This is a genomic window from Oleiphilus sp. HI0132 (assembly GCF_001635845.1).
Window position 1 is genome coordinate 1 of record NZ_LWGJ01001130.1, and the last position, 17,696, is coordinate 17,696.

At 43.6% G+C, this 17,696-nt stretch carries 11 protein-coding genes and 1 pseudogene; 2 read left to right on the top strand and 10 right to left on the bottom strand.

Annotated features, from left to right (window positions below; all coding sequences use genetic code 11):
• Positions 1-342: pseudogene (locus A3766_RS15220) on the top strand (hypothetical protein); the annotation flags it as partial.
• Positions 343-411: 69 nt separating this feature from the next.
• On the opposite strand, the gene A3766_RS15225 reads toward A3766_RS15220, so the two are convergent.
• Positions 412-1,461: a succinylglutamate desuccinylase/aspartoacylase family protein gene (locus A3766_RS15225; RefSeq protein WP_068515139.1), complete on the bottom strand. Its 1,050-nt coding sequence runs from the start codon at positions 1,459-1,461 to the stop codon at positions 412-414.
• Positions 1,462-1,479: 18 nt separating this feature from the next.
• Positions 1,480-2,979, bottom strand: a complete 1,500-nt coding sequence (locus A3766_RS15230; protein ID WP_068515142.1) for a glutamate--cysteine ligase — start codon at positions 2,977-2,979, stop codon at positions 1,480-1,482.
• 373 nt (positions 2,980-3,352) lie between these two features.
• Here A3766_RS15230 and A3766_RS15240 point away from each other — a divergent pair, with 373 nt between their 5' ends.
• The gene (locus tag A3766_RS15240) at positions 3,353-6,310 is read left to right on the top strand and encodes an EAL domain-containing protein (RefSeq protein WP_068515148.1); all 2,958 of its coding nucleotides are present in this window, start codon (positions 3,353-3,355) and stop codon (positions 6,308-6,310) included.
• 98 nt (positions 6,311-6,408) lie between these two features.
• Here A3766_RS15240 and A3766_RS15245 read toward each other — a convergent pair whose 3' ends face one another.
• From A3766_RS15245 to A3766_RS15280, 8 genes are all read right to left on the bottom strand, one after another.
• Positions 6,409-7,611 carry an alginate export family protein gene (locus tag A3766_RS15245; RefSeq protein WP_068515154.1) on the bottom strand — a complete coding sequence of 401 codons (1,203 nt, stop codon included), beginning with the start codon at positions 7,609-7,611 and terminating at the stop codon, positions 6,409-6,411.
• A 251-nt stretch (positions 7,612-7,862) separates the two neighbouring features.
• A complete protein-coding gene (locus A3766_RS15250) occupies positions 7,863-8,705 on the bottom strand; it encodes an ABC transporter ATP-binding protein (protein ID WP_068642462.1) in 843 nt (280 codons plus the stop codon).
• Between the two features lie 63 nt (positions 8,706-8,768).
• Positions 8,769-9,683 carry an ABC transporter permease gene (locus tag A3766_RS15255; protein WP_068567569.1) on the bottom strand — a complete coding sequence of 305 codons (915 nt, stop codon included), beginning with the start codon at positions 9,681-9,683 and terminating at the stop codon, positions 8,769-8,771.
• Positions 9,684-9,929: 246 nt separating this feature from the next.
• Positions 9,930-11,318, bottom strand: coding sequence for a CmpA/NrtA family ABC transporter substrate-binding protein (locus tag A3766_RS15260; RefSeq protein WP_068515165.1), 1,389 nt, complete (start codon positions 11,316-11,318; stop codon positions 9,930-9,932).
• Between the two features lie 342 nt (positions 11,319-11,660).
• Positions 11,661-12,284 (bottom strand): ANTAR domain-containing response regulator, encoded by a 624-nt coding sequence (locus A3766_RS15265; RefSeq protein ID WP_068512368.1) that lies wholly within the window; start codon positions 12,282-12,284, stop codon positions 11,661-11,663.
• Between the two features lie 158 nt (positions 12,285-12,442).
• Positions 12,443-13,915 (bottom strand): NarK family nitrate/nitrite MFS transporter, encoded by a 1,473-nt coding sequence (locus A3766_RS15270; protein WP_068515167.1) that lies wholly within the window; start codon positions 13,913-13,915, stop codon positions 12,443-12,445.
• Between the two features lie 515 nt (positions 13,916-14,430).
• A complete protein-coding gene (locus A3766_RS15275; protein WP_068515169.1) occupies positions 14,431-16,659 on the bottom strand; it encodes an NADP-dependent isocitrate dehydrogenase in 2,229 nt (742 codons plus the stop codon).
• A 254-nt stretch (positions 16,660-16,913) separates the two neighbouring features.
• Positions 16,914-17,531 (bottom strand): hypothetical protein, encoded by a 618-nt coding sequence (locus A3766_RS15280; protein WP_068634132.1) that lies wholly within the window; start codon positions 17,529-17,531, stop codon positions 16,914-16,916.
• Positions 17,532-17,696: the final 165 nt, after the last annotated feature.

Sequence of the window (17,696 nt, forward strand, 5' to 3'; positions counted from 1 at the left end):
GCTCGCTTTCAGAAACGTGAAACTGACCCTCTAAAACAGTGGAAACTAAGCCCTATCGACAAACTTGCTCAAGAAAAATGGAATGACTATACCGAAGCGAAAGAAGCGATGTTTTTCTACACCGATACCGCTGACGCACCCTGGGTAGTCGTAAAATCAGATGATAAAAAAAGAGCACGCCTTGCGTGTATGCAACACTTCCTTTCTAAGCTGGATTATCCTGATAAGAATCATCATGTTGTTCGTGGAGCAGATCCCCTTATTGTCGGCCAAGCATCATCAGTTATCGAAGAAGACAGCCATATACTAGGTAAGTCTCTTCACCCGGAAGCTAAAAAATAAGGCACAAATGCGTTCCTTTAATTTCTTGTTGAACCCAGTAAAATCTGGGTTCAACTTGTAAGCGGGCCACTAAGATAATTCCGCAACAACCTCTGAACCACAGTCCCTTACTGCATAAAATAGACAATCCATCTTGGCGATTTCCGGATTATTAGTGATCATAAAGAGCTTTAAGTCTCGTTTAGCAAACAATCCGCCGTCTTTGATATAAACCAACTCATTTACCACACATTCTTCTCGACTATTTTTTGAAGAAAATACAGCTTTCAGATCATCTGTTGCGACCCAACCCAACTGCGTATCTTTAACAGTAATACCTGAATTCAATTGCTCTATACTGGGTAGCAAACACAAATCAGATTCTTCACTTAATTTCTCGCCATACCTTAGACGACAATCATCCTTTAGTTCGAGCCTTACCGGATTAGTAAGCACCTCCAAGCTCTCTTGACTTTCTTGGCCTGCCAAGACACTTTCTAAACGAAAATAACGATTTAAGCCCTCCCAAGCAATCTGGTGCGCAGACTCATCTAAACGCCCTCCACATTCAATCGTCACAGTTGGGCAAAGGTATTCGGTGACCTCCATCAGAGCCCCTAAACGTAGGTGAGTCACGATGAGGCGTTTAGTAAACAATTCTGTCAAAGCATCATGCTGAGGATCTTCGTAGATCGCCACCGCAAATGAAGGGCCTGAGCCCGAGGTGTTATGCATATCGATCAAGCTTTCAGGTTTATAGCGCTTTAAAGTCTCTAGAATCTCAGCGGCGAGATAGCCAGGTTCATCATCAAAGGGTTCTTTAAAGCAGCGATTCAGGTCACGCTGACGAGCGAAGACACGATGACTGAATGAAGGCTCCAAGCTAGCCGCTGATACTGAAGCCACAATGCAAACGACATTCACCGCTGGCTTAAGTCCCGACTTCAACCATTTAAATAAGGCAATAAGGCCTGAAGGTTCATTGCCATGCAGTAGCGTTACAAATGCTCGCGTTCGAGTGGTGTCATCTCCTGACAGCAGGATTTCTGAAGGGCCTCCCAAGTAATCAAGAAACTGATAGATATCCTCACCAATTGAGCTTGGGTCTGGGTCACAAAATCTGTTTAACTCTATACTCATTCTTATATCCAATAATTGTTACGTTAAAGGCCATTCACCCACTGGAATGTTGTCTAGGCTGTAAGCAATATAGTCTTCTAGCATTGCTTTTCTTGCTTTGTCAGAGCTATAAGACTTTTCATTCTGATAATAAGCGGTTCTCTCTCTTTGCCATACTGCTCCGTTCTGCTTTGACTCAAGACGCTTTTTAACAATGGATAGATAATAGCCTGCTTCCTCATCTTCAACACCGATACTACGCAAGCCCTGCTCTGCATGATCAATGCTTTGGGAAAGAATATCGATAATGGGCTGATCACGACAACCTGAACGCTGAGGGTCTGGCCAAACGATTCGTGCACCCAAGCCAAATTGCGCGGCGCGATAGAAGTTAAACTCCGCTAAATGAAAAGGTAAAGCAGGCATCAGCTCATTCATTTTGTCGCGATAGTACTCTGCCAGACCGATATACAGTGCTGCATTGGCAACCATATCAACCGCGCTGGGCCCAGCGGGCAAAGACCTTAGTTCTATCCGTAAATGGCCTTCATCAGCATCGTCATATACCGGTCGATTCCACAACCAAACAGAGCTTTGATGAAGTCGCAACTCTGATAAGCTAGGTGCTTTCCCTTCTGCCATCTGGGCTTCTGGGTCCTGTTCACTGCATATTGGCAATAAAGGTGAAAATATCGAAGCTGTTTCCTGAAATAATTCCAAAGCAGAGCGGCGTACCCAGCCTTGCCCAAAACTTACCCTAGAAGGCTCGTTCCATCGGTATCTATCTTTTATTCGCGTATCGATAGACTGCTTAAACAAAGGTACTCGTGTTTCACACCAGAGGTCGTGACCAAATAAACCGGGTGAATTAGCACCTAAAGCTAACACTAAAGGCGTCACCATTTGAAAGGCATTGAAGGTATTTGCATAGTCTTCAGGGTCGACTCGATAATGAATCTGGAATGAAGTATTCGCACCTTCCAAGGTAACGTCCTGCATATCCATTTGTAAAGGAGGTCTACCGTTAATATCAATTTCAAATTCACGCCCACGACGTTCAAACAATTGCTCAACCAAGGTTCTATAACGCTGGCGGTCCGTCATACAAACAGGCCCGAAATGAGAATTATCCAGCGTAGGAAGTATACCGACAGGAAATATGCGACCTTCATATTTTGCAGCAATATCATTTAGCTTCGACAGCTGGCGGCAAATCTCATTTTCTGTCGACTTAAACGGCGCATCCGACAGGGAATATGGAGTCAGGTTATATTCCAGGTTATAGCGGTTAATCTCCAGAGTCAGTTGTTTGTCATCAGCAGCATCTAAGATTTCTTGATTCAGCAACAAGGGCTCTCCCTTGCTATCAACAATATACATTTCGAGCTCGGCACCCAAAATAGCACTACCCGGTTTCTTTTTTCCAAAGCCTGTCTGTGACAATAGGGAGCTCAAGCTGGAAAGGTTGGTCTGCAGTTTTTTTTCAAAGTCTCGATAATCACTTTCTGCAAAACTGCTCTTATCTATATCAATTCCCATCTATCCGTACTCTGTATCAATGGTGCTTTCTGAATCAGCTTCAAAACAAAATCTATAACTCATACTATGAACAAACTTCTTATCCAATGCCTTGATCTGGCACAAAGACTTATTAATACCTGATAATTCCGCCAATAAATTTACATTATTTTTAAGCTCGTAACTCTGCAGCTGGTGTTTTTTTGAACTACACTTAAAAGATTGCTTTGGCCTTCCAAATACGCGGCTATTACCTTTAACCAGTAGACTTTTAACTTTGAATAACATAACAAAGAAAGCAAGCAACGCCCACGTACAGATATTGCCCAGTATAGCGCTACGGGTTGCTAGAGGCACATCAACCGTCTCGTTATTCTTTCTTCTGTATCTGAGTATGTTGATTGGCTCCACAAGCGCTTACGCAGATGAGCATCTCAGCCCATCACTCAAAAATGTCAGTATACAACTGAAGTGGAAACACCAATTTCAATTTGCAGGATTCTACGCAGCCCTGGAAAATGGCTATTACCAAGATGCCGGTTACAACGTCGAGATCAGAGCTGCCGGTCCTGATATAAACCCCATCACAGAAGTGCTTGAGGGTAAGGCTGATTATGGCATAGCCAATGCTGAGCTTGTGCTCTATCACCTGAACGGCAATCCTCTCGTCGCATTAGCAGCCATTATTCAACACTCGCCAATCGTATTGATGACTTTAAAGAAGAATAATCTGCTAACTCCACAAGACTTAATCGGTAAACGCGTGATGTACCCAGAGGGACATTACGGTTCAAATACGTTAGGACTGTTAAAGAAAGAAGGGATTAATGAGTCACAAATTGAGTCGGTGCCCTTATCCTACAATATTCAGGATTTAATCGATGAAAAAGTCGATGCAATGGTTGGTTATATAACCGATCAACCCTTCCAGCTGAGACAAAGAGGTGTCGAATACAACCTTATAGACCCTCGTGTTTACGGAATAGACTATTACGGAGACGTGTTATTTAGCACAGAGTCTAAAGTTGATGAGCATAGCGATGAAGTGAAAGCCATTAGAAAAGCCAGTATTGACGGCTGGCGTTACGCTATTGAGAATCCAGATGAGCTTATTGAGCTCATCAAGAATAAGTATCAATCAGAACTCAGCATTGAAGAACTCCGCCATGAAGCTCAGGAGACCATTCGTCTAATCGTTCCCAAACTGGTGGATCTGGGACACATGAACCCCGGAAGGTGGCAGCACATCGCTGACTCGTTTACCGATCTTGGCATGAGCACTGGCGAATTGAACCACGAGCGTTTCATTTACTCTCCTGAACTAAATGAAGCCAGCCAACTGACGCGTCAGGTACTCCAAGTTTCCAGTATTATATTTGTTATTGGCGCAGCCTTTATTTCAATCTTATTCTATGTCAATAAAAACCTGAAACGCGCTGTTAGTGAGAAAACAATGTATCTCACCAAGGCTAATCGGGAATTAATTGTTTATACGAAACAATTAAAAGACAAAGAGGATGAGCTGCATACGCTCAACACTGAGCTTGAGAAACGAATAATTTCCAGAACAGAAACCATCAACAAAATAAACTACGAACTTACGGAAGAAATAAATCAGCGTAAAAAGCGTGAAGTATCACTGCAACTCTTATCCCAAGCGATTGAGAGTAGTGATAGTACAGTATTAATTATAGATAAGGAGCACACAATTAGTTATGCCAGTAAGGCATTTCTAAAGCTTACTGGTAGCTGTGATATGAAGCTGGAGGGGCAGCCAATTTCGATACTGGAAAACAAACTTTCCCTTCCCCCGATCTCCTCTCAGGAGTTGAGTACACAAAGCTTATCGCCTAATACCGAAGGTCTGATTCAGAGTAAACTCAAGTGCACCGATGCAAATGGTGACACGCATTGGATGAAGACCAGTATTTCATTGCTTAAAAGCCATCCCTATCAAGAAACCTCAGAAATATCTCACTATGTGATTACTTTCGAAGATATCACCGATATCAAGAATCATCACGATGAAATGGAACGTATGGCTTTATACGACCCGCTGACAGGTCTAGAAAATCGGGTACTATTCCAGAAGAGGCTCGAGTCAGCAATTCAAAATGCCAAACGTAATATGGTAAAAGCTGCATTGTTGTTTATTGATATAGATAACTTCAAAACCATTAATGACTCCCTAGGTCATCAGGCCGGTGACGAGATTCTAAAATCCGTCGCCAAGCGCTTGAATGAGCATGTAAGGCAAAACGATAGCATTGCTCGTATCAGTGGTGATGAATTTACAGTCTTACTAAGCAACATTAAGAATTACGAAGATGCCAGTAAAGTAACACAGAATATAATCAACTCTTTTGAATCTCCCGTGATCATCGACACTCAGGAAGTCTTTATCACCGCGAGTATTGGCATTAGCGTCACCCCTGAAGACTCGCTTAATGACACTGACCTTATTAATAATGCCGACATCGCTATGTATCAGGCAAAGCAAAGCGGCAGAAACAATTATCAATTCTTCTCTGAAGATATGAACAACGAGATCCGCTATAAAATAAAGACAGAAAAGGAAATTCAGCACAGCATTGAAAACCAAGACTTCTTTTTGGTTTATCAGCCGATTCTCGATTTAAAAGATCAAAGCATTTCAGGCGTAGAAGCATCTCTACGCTGGCAATACACTGAAGAAGATATTCGTATGCCCGATGATTTTATCTCGATAGCAGAAAATGCAGGCAGCATTATTCCTCTCGGTAACTGGGTGCTAAAACAGCTTGTAAAAGATATCCAAAGACTACTTAAAGAAGGCATCAAAGATATTAGCTTTAGTGTCAACATATCGCCTAGACAACTTAAAGACCGTTACTTTGTTTCTGAAGTACGAGCGCTATTTTCCGAACACCCGAACTATATTAAATACCTGCATTTCGAGGTAGTTGAAAAGTGCTTCGTTGACCAAAAGCCCGAAGTGATTGGTCGTCTAAAAGAACTGAAAGATATGGGCGTTCATATTATCATCGATCGTTTTGGTTCAGGCTATGCGTCAATGAGCTACTTGAAACAAGTTCCGGCTCACGCCTTAAAAATAGACCAACGCTACCTTAATGGTCTCCCTGAAAATCAGGCAAACACTAACTTTAGCAATGCAATTATTAGTATGGCTCATCAGATGAAACTTTCTGTTACTGCTGATGGCGTTGAAAATGATTTACAGCTTGCACACTTAAAAAGCCATGGCTGCGACTACGCACAAGGAAGTTTATTCCATGAAGCAATGAAGCTCGAAGCCTTGCTAGAGTATCTCTCTAGCCCACATAAAAAACCGAAAAAAGCTAGCCTGAATTAACAAGAGGAAAGTCTTGTCAACCCGCGACGGGTACGGCACCAGGCTAGCAAAATAAGACCCTGAAGTCTTATTAACGGCTTATAGTTATGTGTCAGACTTTAGAACTTCATTCCAACCCACGCCCACATTACGGACTTATCAGTACCGCCAGAAGGTGCCGAGTAATCAGCATACTTCAGGCCTCCGCTATAGGTTTTATTAAACTTTTTGACTGCCAAAAGATCTATCTCTCTACCCGCGTCAGCACTGCCTTCATCGGTCTCAAAATCATGGTAAACACCCACCAGTTTTACACCAGCGAACTTACCTGAGACTGAAGCATAAGTGTCTACAACACCATTACCGCCACCCGCACCAAACAAGGACTGACCTAGAAATGCATCAGCCCAACCTTCAAACTTATGAACAGTTGCTAAAGGTGTCGCGAACGACTGATTGCCATCGTCAGACCCTAAGGACGAATAGCCAAGCTTGCCTGTTACTCCTGACGCAGTTAGGCCAACCTCAGCCATCATATAATCCATACTGGCATCTTTCGTTTCATTATCTTGCGAAGCATACTCTAGAGCATATGAAACTTTCAGATCTTCACCTGCTAATGTTGAGCCGGTAAAACTTGCACCAATTGTTGATAGCTCATCCCAACCATCTGCGGCACCATAAGGCTCTCCTGAGATCTCATAGTTGTATACCACAGCTTTACCAAAAGGAGTTTGGTAAGCAACATTTAATAGTGTTATATCAGTATCAGCGACATCCGCAAAGGCACCCGAGTTAATTCGGTTTACTTTATAAATATAGGATGCGTCTAAAGTAAGACCCTCTATTGGCTTAACCGTAACTCTCGCCGCATCAAAAGTCTGGCGATCTTGGCGCCAACCAACATGACCTACATGACGCTGACCGCCCAAGGCAATCACTTGACGCCCTAGTTTTGCTGTCACCATGTCATTCTTATATTGAATAAAGCCTTGATCGAGCTCAGTTACTTCTGAGTCTAGAATTAATGCATCATCGTCCGCTTCTTCAACCCCCAAAACTTCACGACTATCTTCAAACTCGACCAGTGCAGTAAAGCCTTTGAATTCTGCCGTTTTGTATCCGATTCTCGTACGTAGGGTTAAGGCATCTGAATCAGTGTCATTGCTTCGGTCGTCACTTTCATATCGTAAACGCAAGTCACCATAGGCTTTACCACCTGTAATCGCCTCAGTAATCGTTTCTGGTGCAGCGACAACGCTACTCGAAGCAATAATCGTAGCGATTGCTGTGCTTAATAGGCTAATTGAACGTTTTTTCATTTACATCTCCTAGTTACTTTTTTAAAGGCCAAGCATAAGTCAGTCATTCTTTGTTTATGCTGTGACCCTTGCTATAAATATGGCTTTACTAATTCTTAAGGCATTAAAAAAGCGCTCACAAACAATGCGCTGTGAGATAACTACTGAGCCTCTACTCAACAGTTTTCTCATGTCGCATTACTTGTGAACGCCGTTGTCCACCTACCCCCTATGTTTACGCCATTGTAAACGGGAGTAATGATTAACTTGTCTTACGCTGCCGCAATACCTGAGGCAGCTTTAGTTTTTTTTACTGAGGCACTAATCGGTTCAACTTTTCGTTGTTTTTCGTACAGGAACTTTAGAACTTCTGATCGAAGGTGAACGTATTCTGGGTCTTCTGCTAAGGCCAATCGATCACGAGGGCGTTCAAGACCAACATCTAATATTTCACCAACCGTTGCCGCTGGGCCATTAGTCATCATGACAATTCTATCTGACAGCAAAACTGCTTCATCAACATCATGGGTGATCATAATAACGGTATTATTCAGCTCATTCTGGATCTCCATTAAGGAGTCTTGCATATGCGCCCTGGTCAGGGCATCTAGCGCGCCAAATGGCTCATCCATTAACAAAATCTCTGGCTGCATCGCCAAAGCACGAGCGATACCCACACGCTGCTTCATACCCCCTGATATTTCGTCAGGACGCTTATACATAGCGTGATCCATATGAACCAAGTGAAGATTATGTTCTACCCACTCTTTAGTTTCTGCTTTTGACTTAGTTTTTCCGAATACTTGCTTAACGGCCAGCTCAACATTTTCATACGCCGTCAACCACGGCAATAGAGAATGATTTTGGAAGACAACGGCCCGATCAGGTCCTGGTTCTGTCACTTCTTTGCCGCTAAGAACTACACCGCCATTGGTTGCCTGATGTAGGCCAGCGACAACGTTCAAAACGGTTGACTTACCACAACCCGAGTGTCCGATAAGCGATACAAACTCGCCCTTTTTAATTTGTAAACTCACGTCCTGCAGCGCTGTGAACGGCCCCTTTGGTGTCGGAAAGACCATATCTATATGACTAATATCTAATAATGCGCTCATAATTCTATCCTCAATAAATTCAATCGTATTTCGTTACTTGTAGCTGTTCGGGCAGGTTAAGGCTTAAAGGCCTTTATTATCCCAAGACACTCGCTTTTGTATTTGTAACATTGCGCGATCTAACAAGAATCCGATAAAACCAATTACAACGACTGCTGCCATAATTCTACTTAGTGAATCTGAACTACCATTCTGGAATTCATCCCAAACGAACTTTCCAAGGCCTGGGTTTTGGGCCAACATTTCTGCGGCGATCAACACCATCCATGCGATACTTAAGGACAAGCGCATTCCGGTAAAGATCATCGGTACTGATGCAGGTAAAACAATTTTCTGAACATGTTTCAGAGCAGGTAATCGCAACACCTTACTTACGTTGACCAAGTTATCATCAATGGATGCAACACCCACTGACGTATTGATCACCATTGGCCATAAGCAGCAAAGTGTTACGGTGATCATCGAAACAATAAAGGACTTGGCTACCAGTGGATCTGACGAGACGTAGAGTGCACTCACCAAGATTGTCACCAAGGGTAACCAAGCCAAAGGAGAAACAGGTTTGAACACCTGAATAATCGGGTTAACAGCCGAGTTCAGTGTTTTATTCAGGCCAATGGCAATGCCTAGGGGAATCGCTATCGCTGCAGCCAATAAGAAGCCAGAAGCGACCGTCTTTAAGCTGGTAAAGATCTGATCGAGGAAAGTTTCTTTCCCGGTATACGCTCTGATTTTAGGCACATAAGATGGATCTTCAGCCACTCGTGCCGCATTTCTTTTCTCTTGCCTTTCGTAGAAGGCTTGCTCTTTAGTCCGCTCGGAAACGTGCTCATCATATAAAGAGACGAACTGCTCCATTACCATCGCGGGACCCGGAAACTGCCCCAAAGAAGTTTTAACACTCTGTGCGGCTGCCGCCCAAATAATGAGAAATACCGCAATACCTGCCATGGGTATTGCCAGAGTCTTCGCTGCCATCGCACCAAACTCTAATACCTTATCCAACCAAACAATTGGTTGTTCTATATCGTCCTTAAGAGATGTCGCCGTTGACATAATCTTCTGCTCCTGCTTAAAGCTACTTCAGTTAACTGACGACTCTCGTTCTAACAAACATTGAGAGCCGATCAAGATAAATCTTTCTTAGACAAACTTCGTTATCAGCAGTCAGACAACAAACCCTGGTTCAGGCCAGCATTTGTCGTCCGACATATGTAATACTCTTTAGATCTTGTCGCCTGATTTCAGACCAATTGAGAACTTCTCGATATACTTGTTTGGTTGTGTACCGTCATAAACAATGTTATCGATAAAGTGCGTTTGTGGGTCACGGTAGCCATCTTCAGTAGAGAAGTCTGGGAAGTCAGCCGCTTTCGCTTTACCTTCTTTGATCAAAGACTGCGCCGCACGTGCATAGATATCAGGACGATATACTTTCTTCGCCAAATCTTTGTACCACTCGTCGCTCTTATCTTCAGAGATCTGACCCCAACGACGCATTTGCGTTAGATACCAGATAGCATCTGAGTAGTATGGGTAAGTCGCGTTATAACGGAAGAATACGTTGAAGTCTGGTACTGAACGCTTATCGCCTTTCTCGTACTCAAAAGTACCCGTCATACTGTTTGCAATAACGTCATAGTCAGCACCAACATAGTTAGGTTGTGACAAGATCTTAACCGCTGCTGGACGGTTAGCATTGTTGTTAGCATCTAACCACATCGCTGCACGAATCATCGCTCGCGTTAAACGAACTGTCGTATTCGGGTATTTCTCAGCAAATTCTTTAGTAATACCAAATACTTTCTCTGGGTTGTCTTTCCAGATCTCGTAATCAGTCACTACTGGCACACCGATACCTTTGAATACGGCCTGCTGGTTCCAAGGCTCACCTACACAGTAGCCATAGATCGTGCCGGCTTCCAAGGTAGACGGCATTTGTGGTGGAGGTGTTACTGATAGCAAGGCATCTGCATCGATCTTACCTGTCGTGTCACCCTTATGAGGCGCGTAGTAGCCAGGGTGAATACCGCCCGCTGCTAACCAGTATCTTAGCTCATAGTTATGAGTCGAAACCGGGAATACCATCCCCATGTTAAAAGGCTTTCCATCTTCCTTGTACTTCTCGACAACTGGCTTCAGCGCATCAGCTTTAATTGGGTGAACAGGTTTTCCATCAGCCATCTTTGGAATATTTGGCTTCATCTGTTCCCAAATATCATTTGAAACGGTGATCGCATTACCATTCAAATCCATTGAGAAAGGCGTAATGATATGAGCTTTAGTTCCATAACCCATCGTCGCTGCAATAGGCTGTCCCGCTAGCATATGTGCACCATCCAAGCGACCGTCAATTACGCCATCAAGCAAGACCTTCCAGTTAGCTTGAGCTTCAATTTTGACGTACAGGCCTTCATCCTCAAAGTAACCGTTTTCATAGGCGACAGCTATTGGCGCCATGTCTGTTAGTTTGATAAAACCGAAAGTTAACTCCTCTTTTTCCGGATAGCCTAATTTCTCTGCATGCGCCGCGCCGCTAGTCATACCAACTGCGACACTTGCGCTGATTACTGTTGTCATCGTTGCCGTTTTTAACGATTTAAACCACTTCATAAAACGCTTCCTTTATATCAATGAATCAATAATAAACTTTCAAAAAATCCAAAAAAAAGGCGCCCACCGATTAGTCGCCTCTAATGAGACCACTAACTGATGAGCACCTTTGCTCGTTCAAACCTGACCGCGCCATTGCGATCTTGTTTGATGTCTTTCTGATCGCCGTTGATAGAAAGACATTATGTTTTGTTTCATGAACGCCTTGCGTTCGTAGATATACCAGTTAAAGCACAAGCCGTGCCAACTTTTTATACCTTATATATCAACTACTTGACAATATCACGCAGAAATACGACCCATTTCAGTGCACCAAGCACTTACTAACGACTTGCTTTAGGGCTACTCGACATCACCCAATAAGGAAAACACATCAATAATGCTTTCAGCCACTTTCACAATCGGCTGCCCCTTATCCATCGCCAACTTTCTAAGAGAGGTATATGCCTCATCTTCACTCAGGCCCTTCTGTTTCATCAACAAACCTTTAGCCTTCTCTAAGGTCTTTCTTTCGGCCAATTTGGTTTTTGTCGTGTTTAATTCCTTTATTAAACCTTGCTGCTCATGAAAACGAGCTACTGCGATATTAATAATTGAAGGCAAGCGCTGTGGCTGTATATCATCCACAATAAAAGCACTGACACCGGCCTTCACCACCTTCTGAACCAGCGGCGGCGCATCCTTTTCTGAGAAAACAATGACGGGAAGCGGCATGCGCTCTCGAAGTTCGACCAGTTGCTGTAAAGTGTCTTCGTCGGGCAAGTCCATGCCCACCACAAGAATATCAGGCTGATGCTCCTCTGCTTTCTCCAGCATAAGACAAGCATCTGTGACAGTCTCGATTATCGGATAAGCGTTTTCGCGAAGAGCTCTGCGTAACAACGCAGCTCTTGAATCCAGAGGGTCAATTAACAGTGCGCGTTCTTTTTGAGAGAGCCCTGTATTTGAGATAACAGCTCTAGTCATACGACACCACCTTATTCATAAATTCAGACACAACTAAGTATGAAATACTCATTCCCTTCTGGCATAGGTCTGATAAATATTAAATGGTAAAAAATAGAGGGTATAAAAAGGAGCGAGCCTGTCAAAAGTACAGGCTCGCAATCAAGTCCTAGCTAAACCTAGCTAACCTCGATCATTTGAACAGTGCCATCAGGTAATACTTCATGCATATGACCTTTAGGCTCATCCAAGAACTGAACCAGAGCCAAGCAAGCCACCGCAGCACCTGCAATCACCATAAAGAAGGTCGATGCATCAACAAAAGAATAGACCGTCAGGAAGGTCACGCCACCCACGTTGCCATAGGCGCCAACCATACCTGCAATTTGGCCAGTCATACGACGCTTAACCAGTGGCACCATTGCAAACACTGCACCTTCACCAGACTGAACGAAGAAAGAACAAAGCAATACCGCCGCAACCGCTAATGGAATCATCCAGGTGCTATCAACTAGCGATAGAATCAAGTAACCGACCGTCAAACCAGCAATCAGAATAGTTAAGGTTTTCTTACGACCAAACTTATCTGACAAATAACCACCAGTTGGGCGCGCCGCCAAGTTCATCAATGCGAATGCACCCCCCAATAAGCCAGCCATAACAGGCGTTAGATCGAAGGTTTCCATAAAGAATGCAGGTAACATTGAAACAACTGCCAACTCTGAACCAAAGGTAACGAAGTAAGCCCAATCTAGAATAGCCACTTGCTTAAACTTATACTGGTCATTTTCTGGCAAAGAAGTATGTAGATGTTCTTTGTTCACTTGATAGATTGAGTGCATTTGGAAAGCAAACAGACCAGCGAGCACCCCCCATAAAATGTTTGCTGTTGTTGCCGATAGTAGACTTACACCCGCTGGAGATAGCTTCCATGTCAAAACAGCCAAGGCAATATACATAGGCACATTCATCGCGATATAGAACCAGAAATCACGCTTATTACTTACTTCCAAACCACCCGATTTCTTTGGCTTAAAGTAAGTCGAACCTTTCGGTGTATTACGAACATTTTTGTAAAAGATCATGCTATAAACAAAAGCAACAACACCTGTTGTTGCGATAGCATATCTCCAACCATCATCACCACCATATACGTAAGCTGCTACCGCTGGAAGAGTCCATGCTGCAGCTGCCGAACCGAAGTTACCCCAGCCACCATATACACCTTCTGCTAAGCCAACCGTCTTCGCAGGGAACCATTCTCCCACCATACGAATACCGATAACAAAACCCGCACCAATAAAGCCACACAAGAAACGGAATAAGGCTAACTGCTCATAAGTTTGAGCTAGAGCAAAACCCCAACAAAGAAACGCCGACACCATCAACAACAAGCTATAAACAGCGCGCGGCCCAAACTTATCCACCAACATCCCGACAACAATACGCGCTGGTATAGTAAGTGCAACGTTAAGGATCAATAACGCCTTCCACTGGGCATTACTCATATCAAATGCTGCCATAATGAAAGGCTTCATTGGCGCATGACTGAACCACATCACGAAGGTCAAAAAGAATGCAAACCAGGTAAAGTGCAATATTTGTGTCGGTCGACTGGAAAAATCCAATAACCTTAATCGAGCTTCAGACATGCGGGGTTCCTTAAATAGATTGAATGAAAACTAGGCCACCATAATCAAAAGTCGATCCAACTAAGATTTTTTTCTTTACTTTCAACAAGATAAAAACAGATAATTACACAAACGACTTGCGCACAGACAGATTCCAACATATCCTCCAGCCAAAACGCACCATTCTGAAGCAATAGAAAGACTACCTTTTACTTCTCGCACCATATTACGCTCGCAAAACCTAAGCTATCACATGAAACAGCTTTACCAAGGAGCACACCAACTCATTGTGCACTATTTGAACAACCTGCATACAAACAATCTGCCCAAAAATCCAGCGTAAACCTAGGTACCTCAATCAAGACTTACCAAATTGGTGCCTTCATGACAGTGAAGAGCTACCCTACGCTTGACCCAAAGACCTATAAGAACGCTCAACACTACAATCGATAGTACCTTCCAGTCATTTATCTATGAAACTCTGGGCATAAAAAAACCGGCCTGAGCCGGTTCGGTTTTTTTTCACTCAGATACGCTTACAAATTATCAAGCGCTGAATTAAAGGTATCACTTGGTCTCATCGCCTTAGTCGCTTTCGCCACATCAGGATGGTAGTAACCGCCAATATCGACAGGCTTACCTTGCACAACCGTCATTTCAGCAAGAATAGTCGACTGCTGCTCTTCTAATGTCTTAGCCAGCGCTGCAAAGCGCTCTTTTAGCTCAAGGTTATCATCTTGCGCAGCAAGCGCTTTAGCCCAATACAAGGCCAAGAAGAAGTGGCTACCACGGTTATCCAGCTCACCAGACACTCGTGACGGTGACTTATTTTCTTCCAGGAAGATAGCCGTCGCCTCATCAAGCGTTTTCGCTAGGACTTTTGCTTTCTCATTATCATTCTTAATACCCAGATCTTCCAAAGAAACAGCGATCGCTAAAAACTCACCTAAAGAGTCCCAACGCAAGTGACACTCTTCCAGGAATTGCTGAACATGCTTCGGAGCAGAACCACCAGCACCTGTTTCAAACAGACCACCACCAGCCATTAACGGAACAATAGATAGCATCTTAGCACTGGTACCCAACTCAAGAATCGGGAACAAATCCGTTAGATAATCTCGTAGTACATTACCGGTAACAGAGATCGTGTCACGGCCACGAATCAAGCGCTCCATTGTGAAGCGAATTGCCTGATCCGGCGACATGATACGAATGTCCAAACCATCCGTGTCATGATCCTGTAAGTAGGTGTTCACCTTCTTAATCATTTGCGCATCATGGGCACGCTCAGGATCTAACCAGAATATAGTCGGCATACCCGTTGCTCGAGCACGAGAAACGGCGAGTTTCACCCAGTCCTGAATTGGCGCATCTTTAGTCTGACACATACGCCAGATGTCACCCTTCTCGACATCATGCGAAAGCAAGACCTTACCATCTTCATCAACTACACGAACAGTACCGTCAGCCTCTAACTCGAAAGTCTTGTCGTGAGAACCATATTCTTCAGCTTTTTGAGCCATCAAGCCAACATTTGGAACGGTACCCATTGTCGTTGGGTCAAAGGCATCATGATGCTTACAGAAGTTAATAACTTCCTGATAGATGGTCGCATATGTGCGCTCTGGAATAACCGCTTTAGTGTCTTTCAGTTTACCGTCAGTACCCCACATTTTACCACCAACACGAATCATCGCAGGCATTGACGCATCAACGATGACATCACTTGGTACATGGAGGTTTGAAATACCTTTGTCAGAATCTACCATCGCCATTTCAGGGCGTTCTTCGTAACAGGCACGAATATCTTCTTCAATTATAGAACGCTGAGAGTAAGGAAGATCAGATATTTTCTGGTGAACATTACTCAAACCATTGTTAGGGTTCACACCCAACTCTTCAAACTTCGCCTGATGCTTTTCAAAAAGTTCTTTGAAGTAAACAGTAACCGCATGCCCAAATACGATCGGATGCGAGACCTTCATCATGGTGGCTTTAACATGTAGAGAGAACAACAAGTCAGCTCTTCTTGCACCTTCCATCTCTTCTTCAAAGAACTGACGCAAAGCTTTAACACTCATAAACATGCCATCGATCACTTCTTTCTCAATGACAGCTGTCTTTTCTTTAAGTACGGTCACTTTTCCATCTGCTTCAACAAGTTCAATACGAACATTGCCAGCTTTTTCAATTACCGTAGACTGCTCTTGGTCGTAAAAGTCGCCGCTACGCATATGGGCAACATGTGTACGTGACGCCTGACTCCACTTACCCATGGAGTGTGGATATTTACGCGCATAGGCTTTAACGGAAGGTGGCGCGCGACGATCTGAATTACCTTCACGCAGAACAGGGTTTACCGCACTACCCAACACTTTGGCATACTTTGCTTTAATCTCTGTTTCTTGCTCGCTGCCAGCTTCGTCGGGGTACTCAGGAATATCATAACCCTGATCCTGTAGCTCTTTAATTGCTTCTTTCAACTGAGGAATTGATGCACTGATATTCGGCAATTTAATAATATTGGCTTCCGGATGTAGCGTTAATTCGCCCAACTCAGCTAACGCGTCTGGTACGCGTTGCTCTTCAGTCAGTTTCTCGGGGAAGGCTGCCAAGATACGTGCAGCTAAAGAAATGTCGCTCTCATCAACGGACACGCCAGCGGCGGAAGTGAAAGCGTTGAGTATAGGAAGTAAGGAATAGGTTGCCAGTGCTGGCGCTTCATCTGTTTTTGTGTAGATAATCTTGGATATTTCTGTTGTCATTTTTTCCCCAAACTGTACCGGTAGGATAACCAATGGAACTAATTTTACACACTGAGGACCTGACAACTCGTGATCACCAGACCCAGCGAAAATTATGCGTAAACGCTAGTGTAGCTAAAAAAGGAAGAAATTTCCCCTTCTACTTAAGTTTTATAACAAATTCAAAAGAGATAGTACTGAAATAAGATGGCATAATTATGTCAATAAAGGCGATATCCTTCATTCAAGTTTTCTGCTGAGGTTTTGGCCCTCTATTACTCGAATGCTCCATCCAGAATCATCTGACGAAAAAGCGCTGCAATTGACGTTTCTAAAGCCAGGACCTCATCACGTCGAGTAACAATTAAGGAGTAACTTTCGATTTCATTTGCCCCAGCATAAACATCAACACGCCCCTTATTAGCAAAAAACTCTCCCACCAATAGCAACTCCCCCCCGATACGTTCATAGAGCTCCAAAGCCACCAAATAACAGTGAGAGCCCGATGCTGGTAAAATACCAAAAGTCAGCACTGAAGCCGTATAAGACGCACCATCACTTGCCGCATCACCAAGCCCTTCACACGCACCGCCATCAGGGAAGGCAGATATCAACTTCGCCACATAAGTTGCTTCTTCTGGAGAAGCTTTTCTAAACCCAAACTTTGAGGCCACATTCGCGAACATTTGACCGACCTCAAGCGACGAGTGATGCAGCTCATAAAGCCCCCCACCTTCTTGAGACGCAAGAATCAACTGACTTCTATCAACATGCAAGGCAGAAGATGAAATCTTAGCATTACTCGCATTAACTAAATATTGCCTCGCGTCTGACGTCGTTGTTGAACAGGCCGATAACAGGCCCAGCAAACACATCAACAATAGTAATTTCATTTCTATCTGAGCCACAATTTAATCTCACCCTATTTATAGATGGGCTGGCATTCGCTCTCAACACCTGCCGATAAACTTCTAAATCACTGATAAACATAGTAACACGCCACCCATTTCTGAACACTTAAATAACTGTCAGCTTTTTTTACACAATAAACAAAAAAA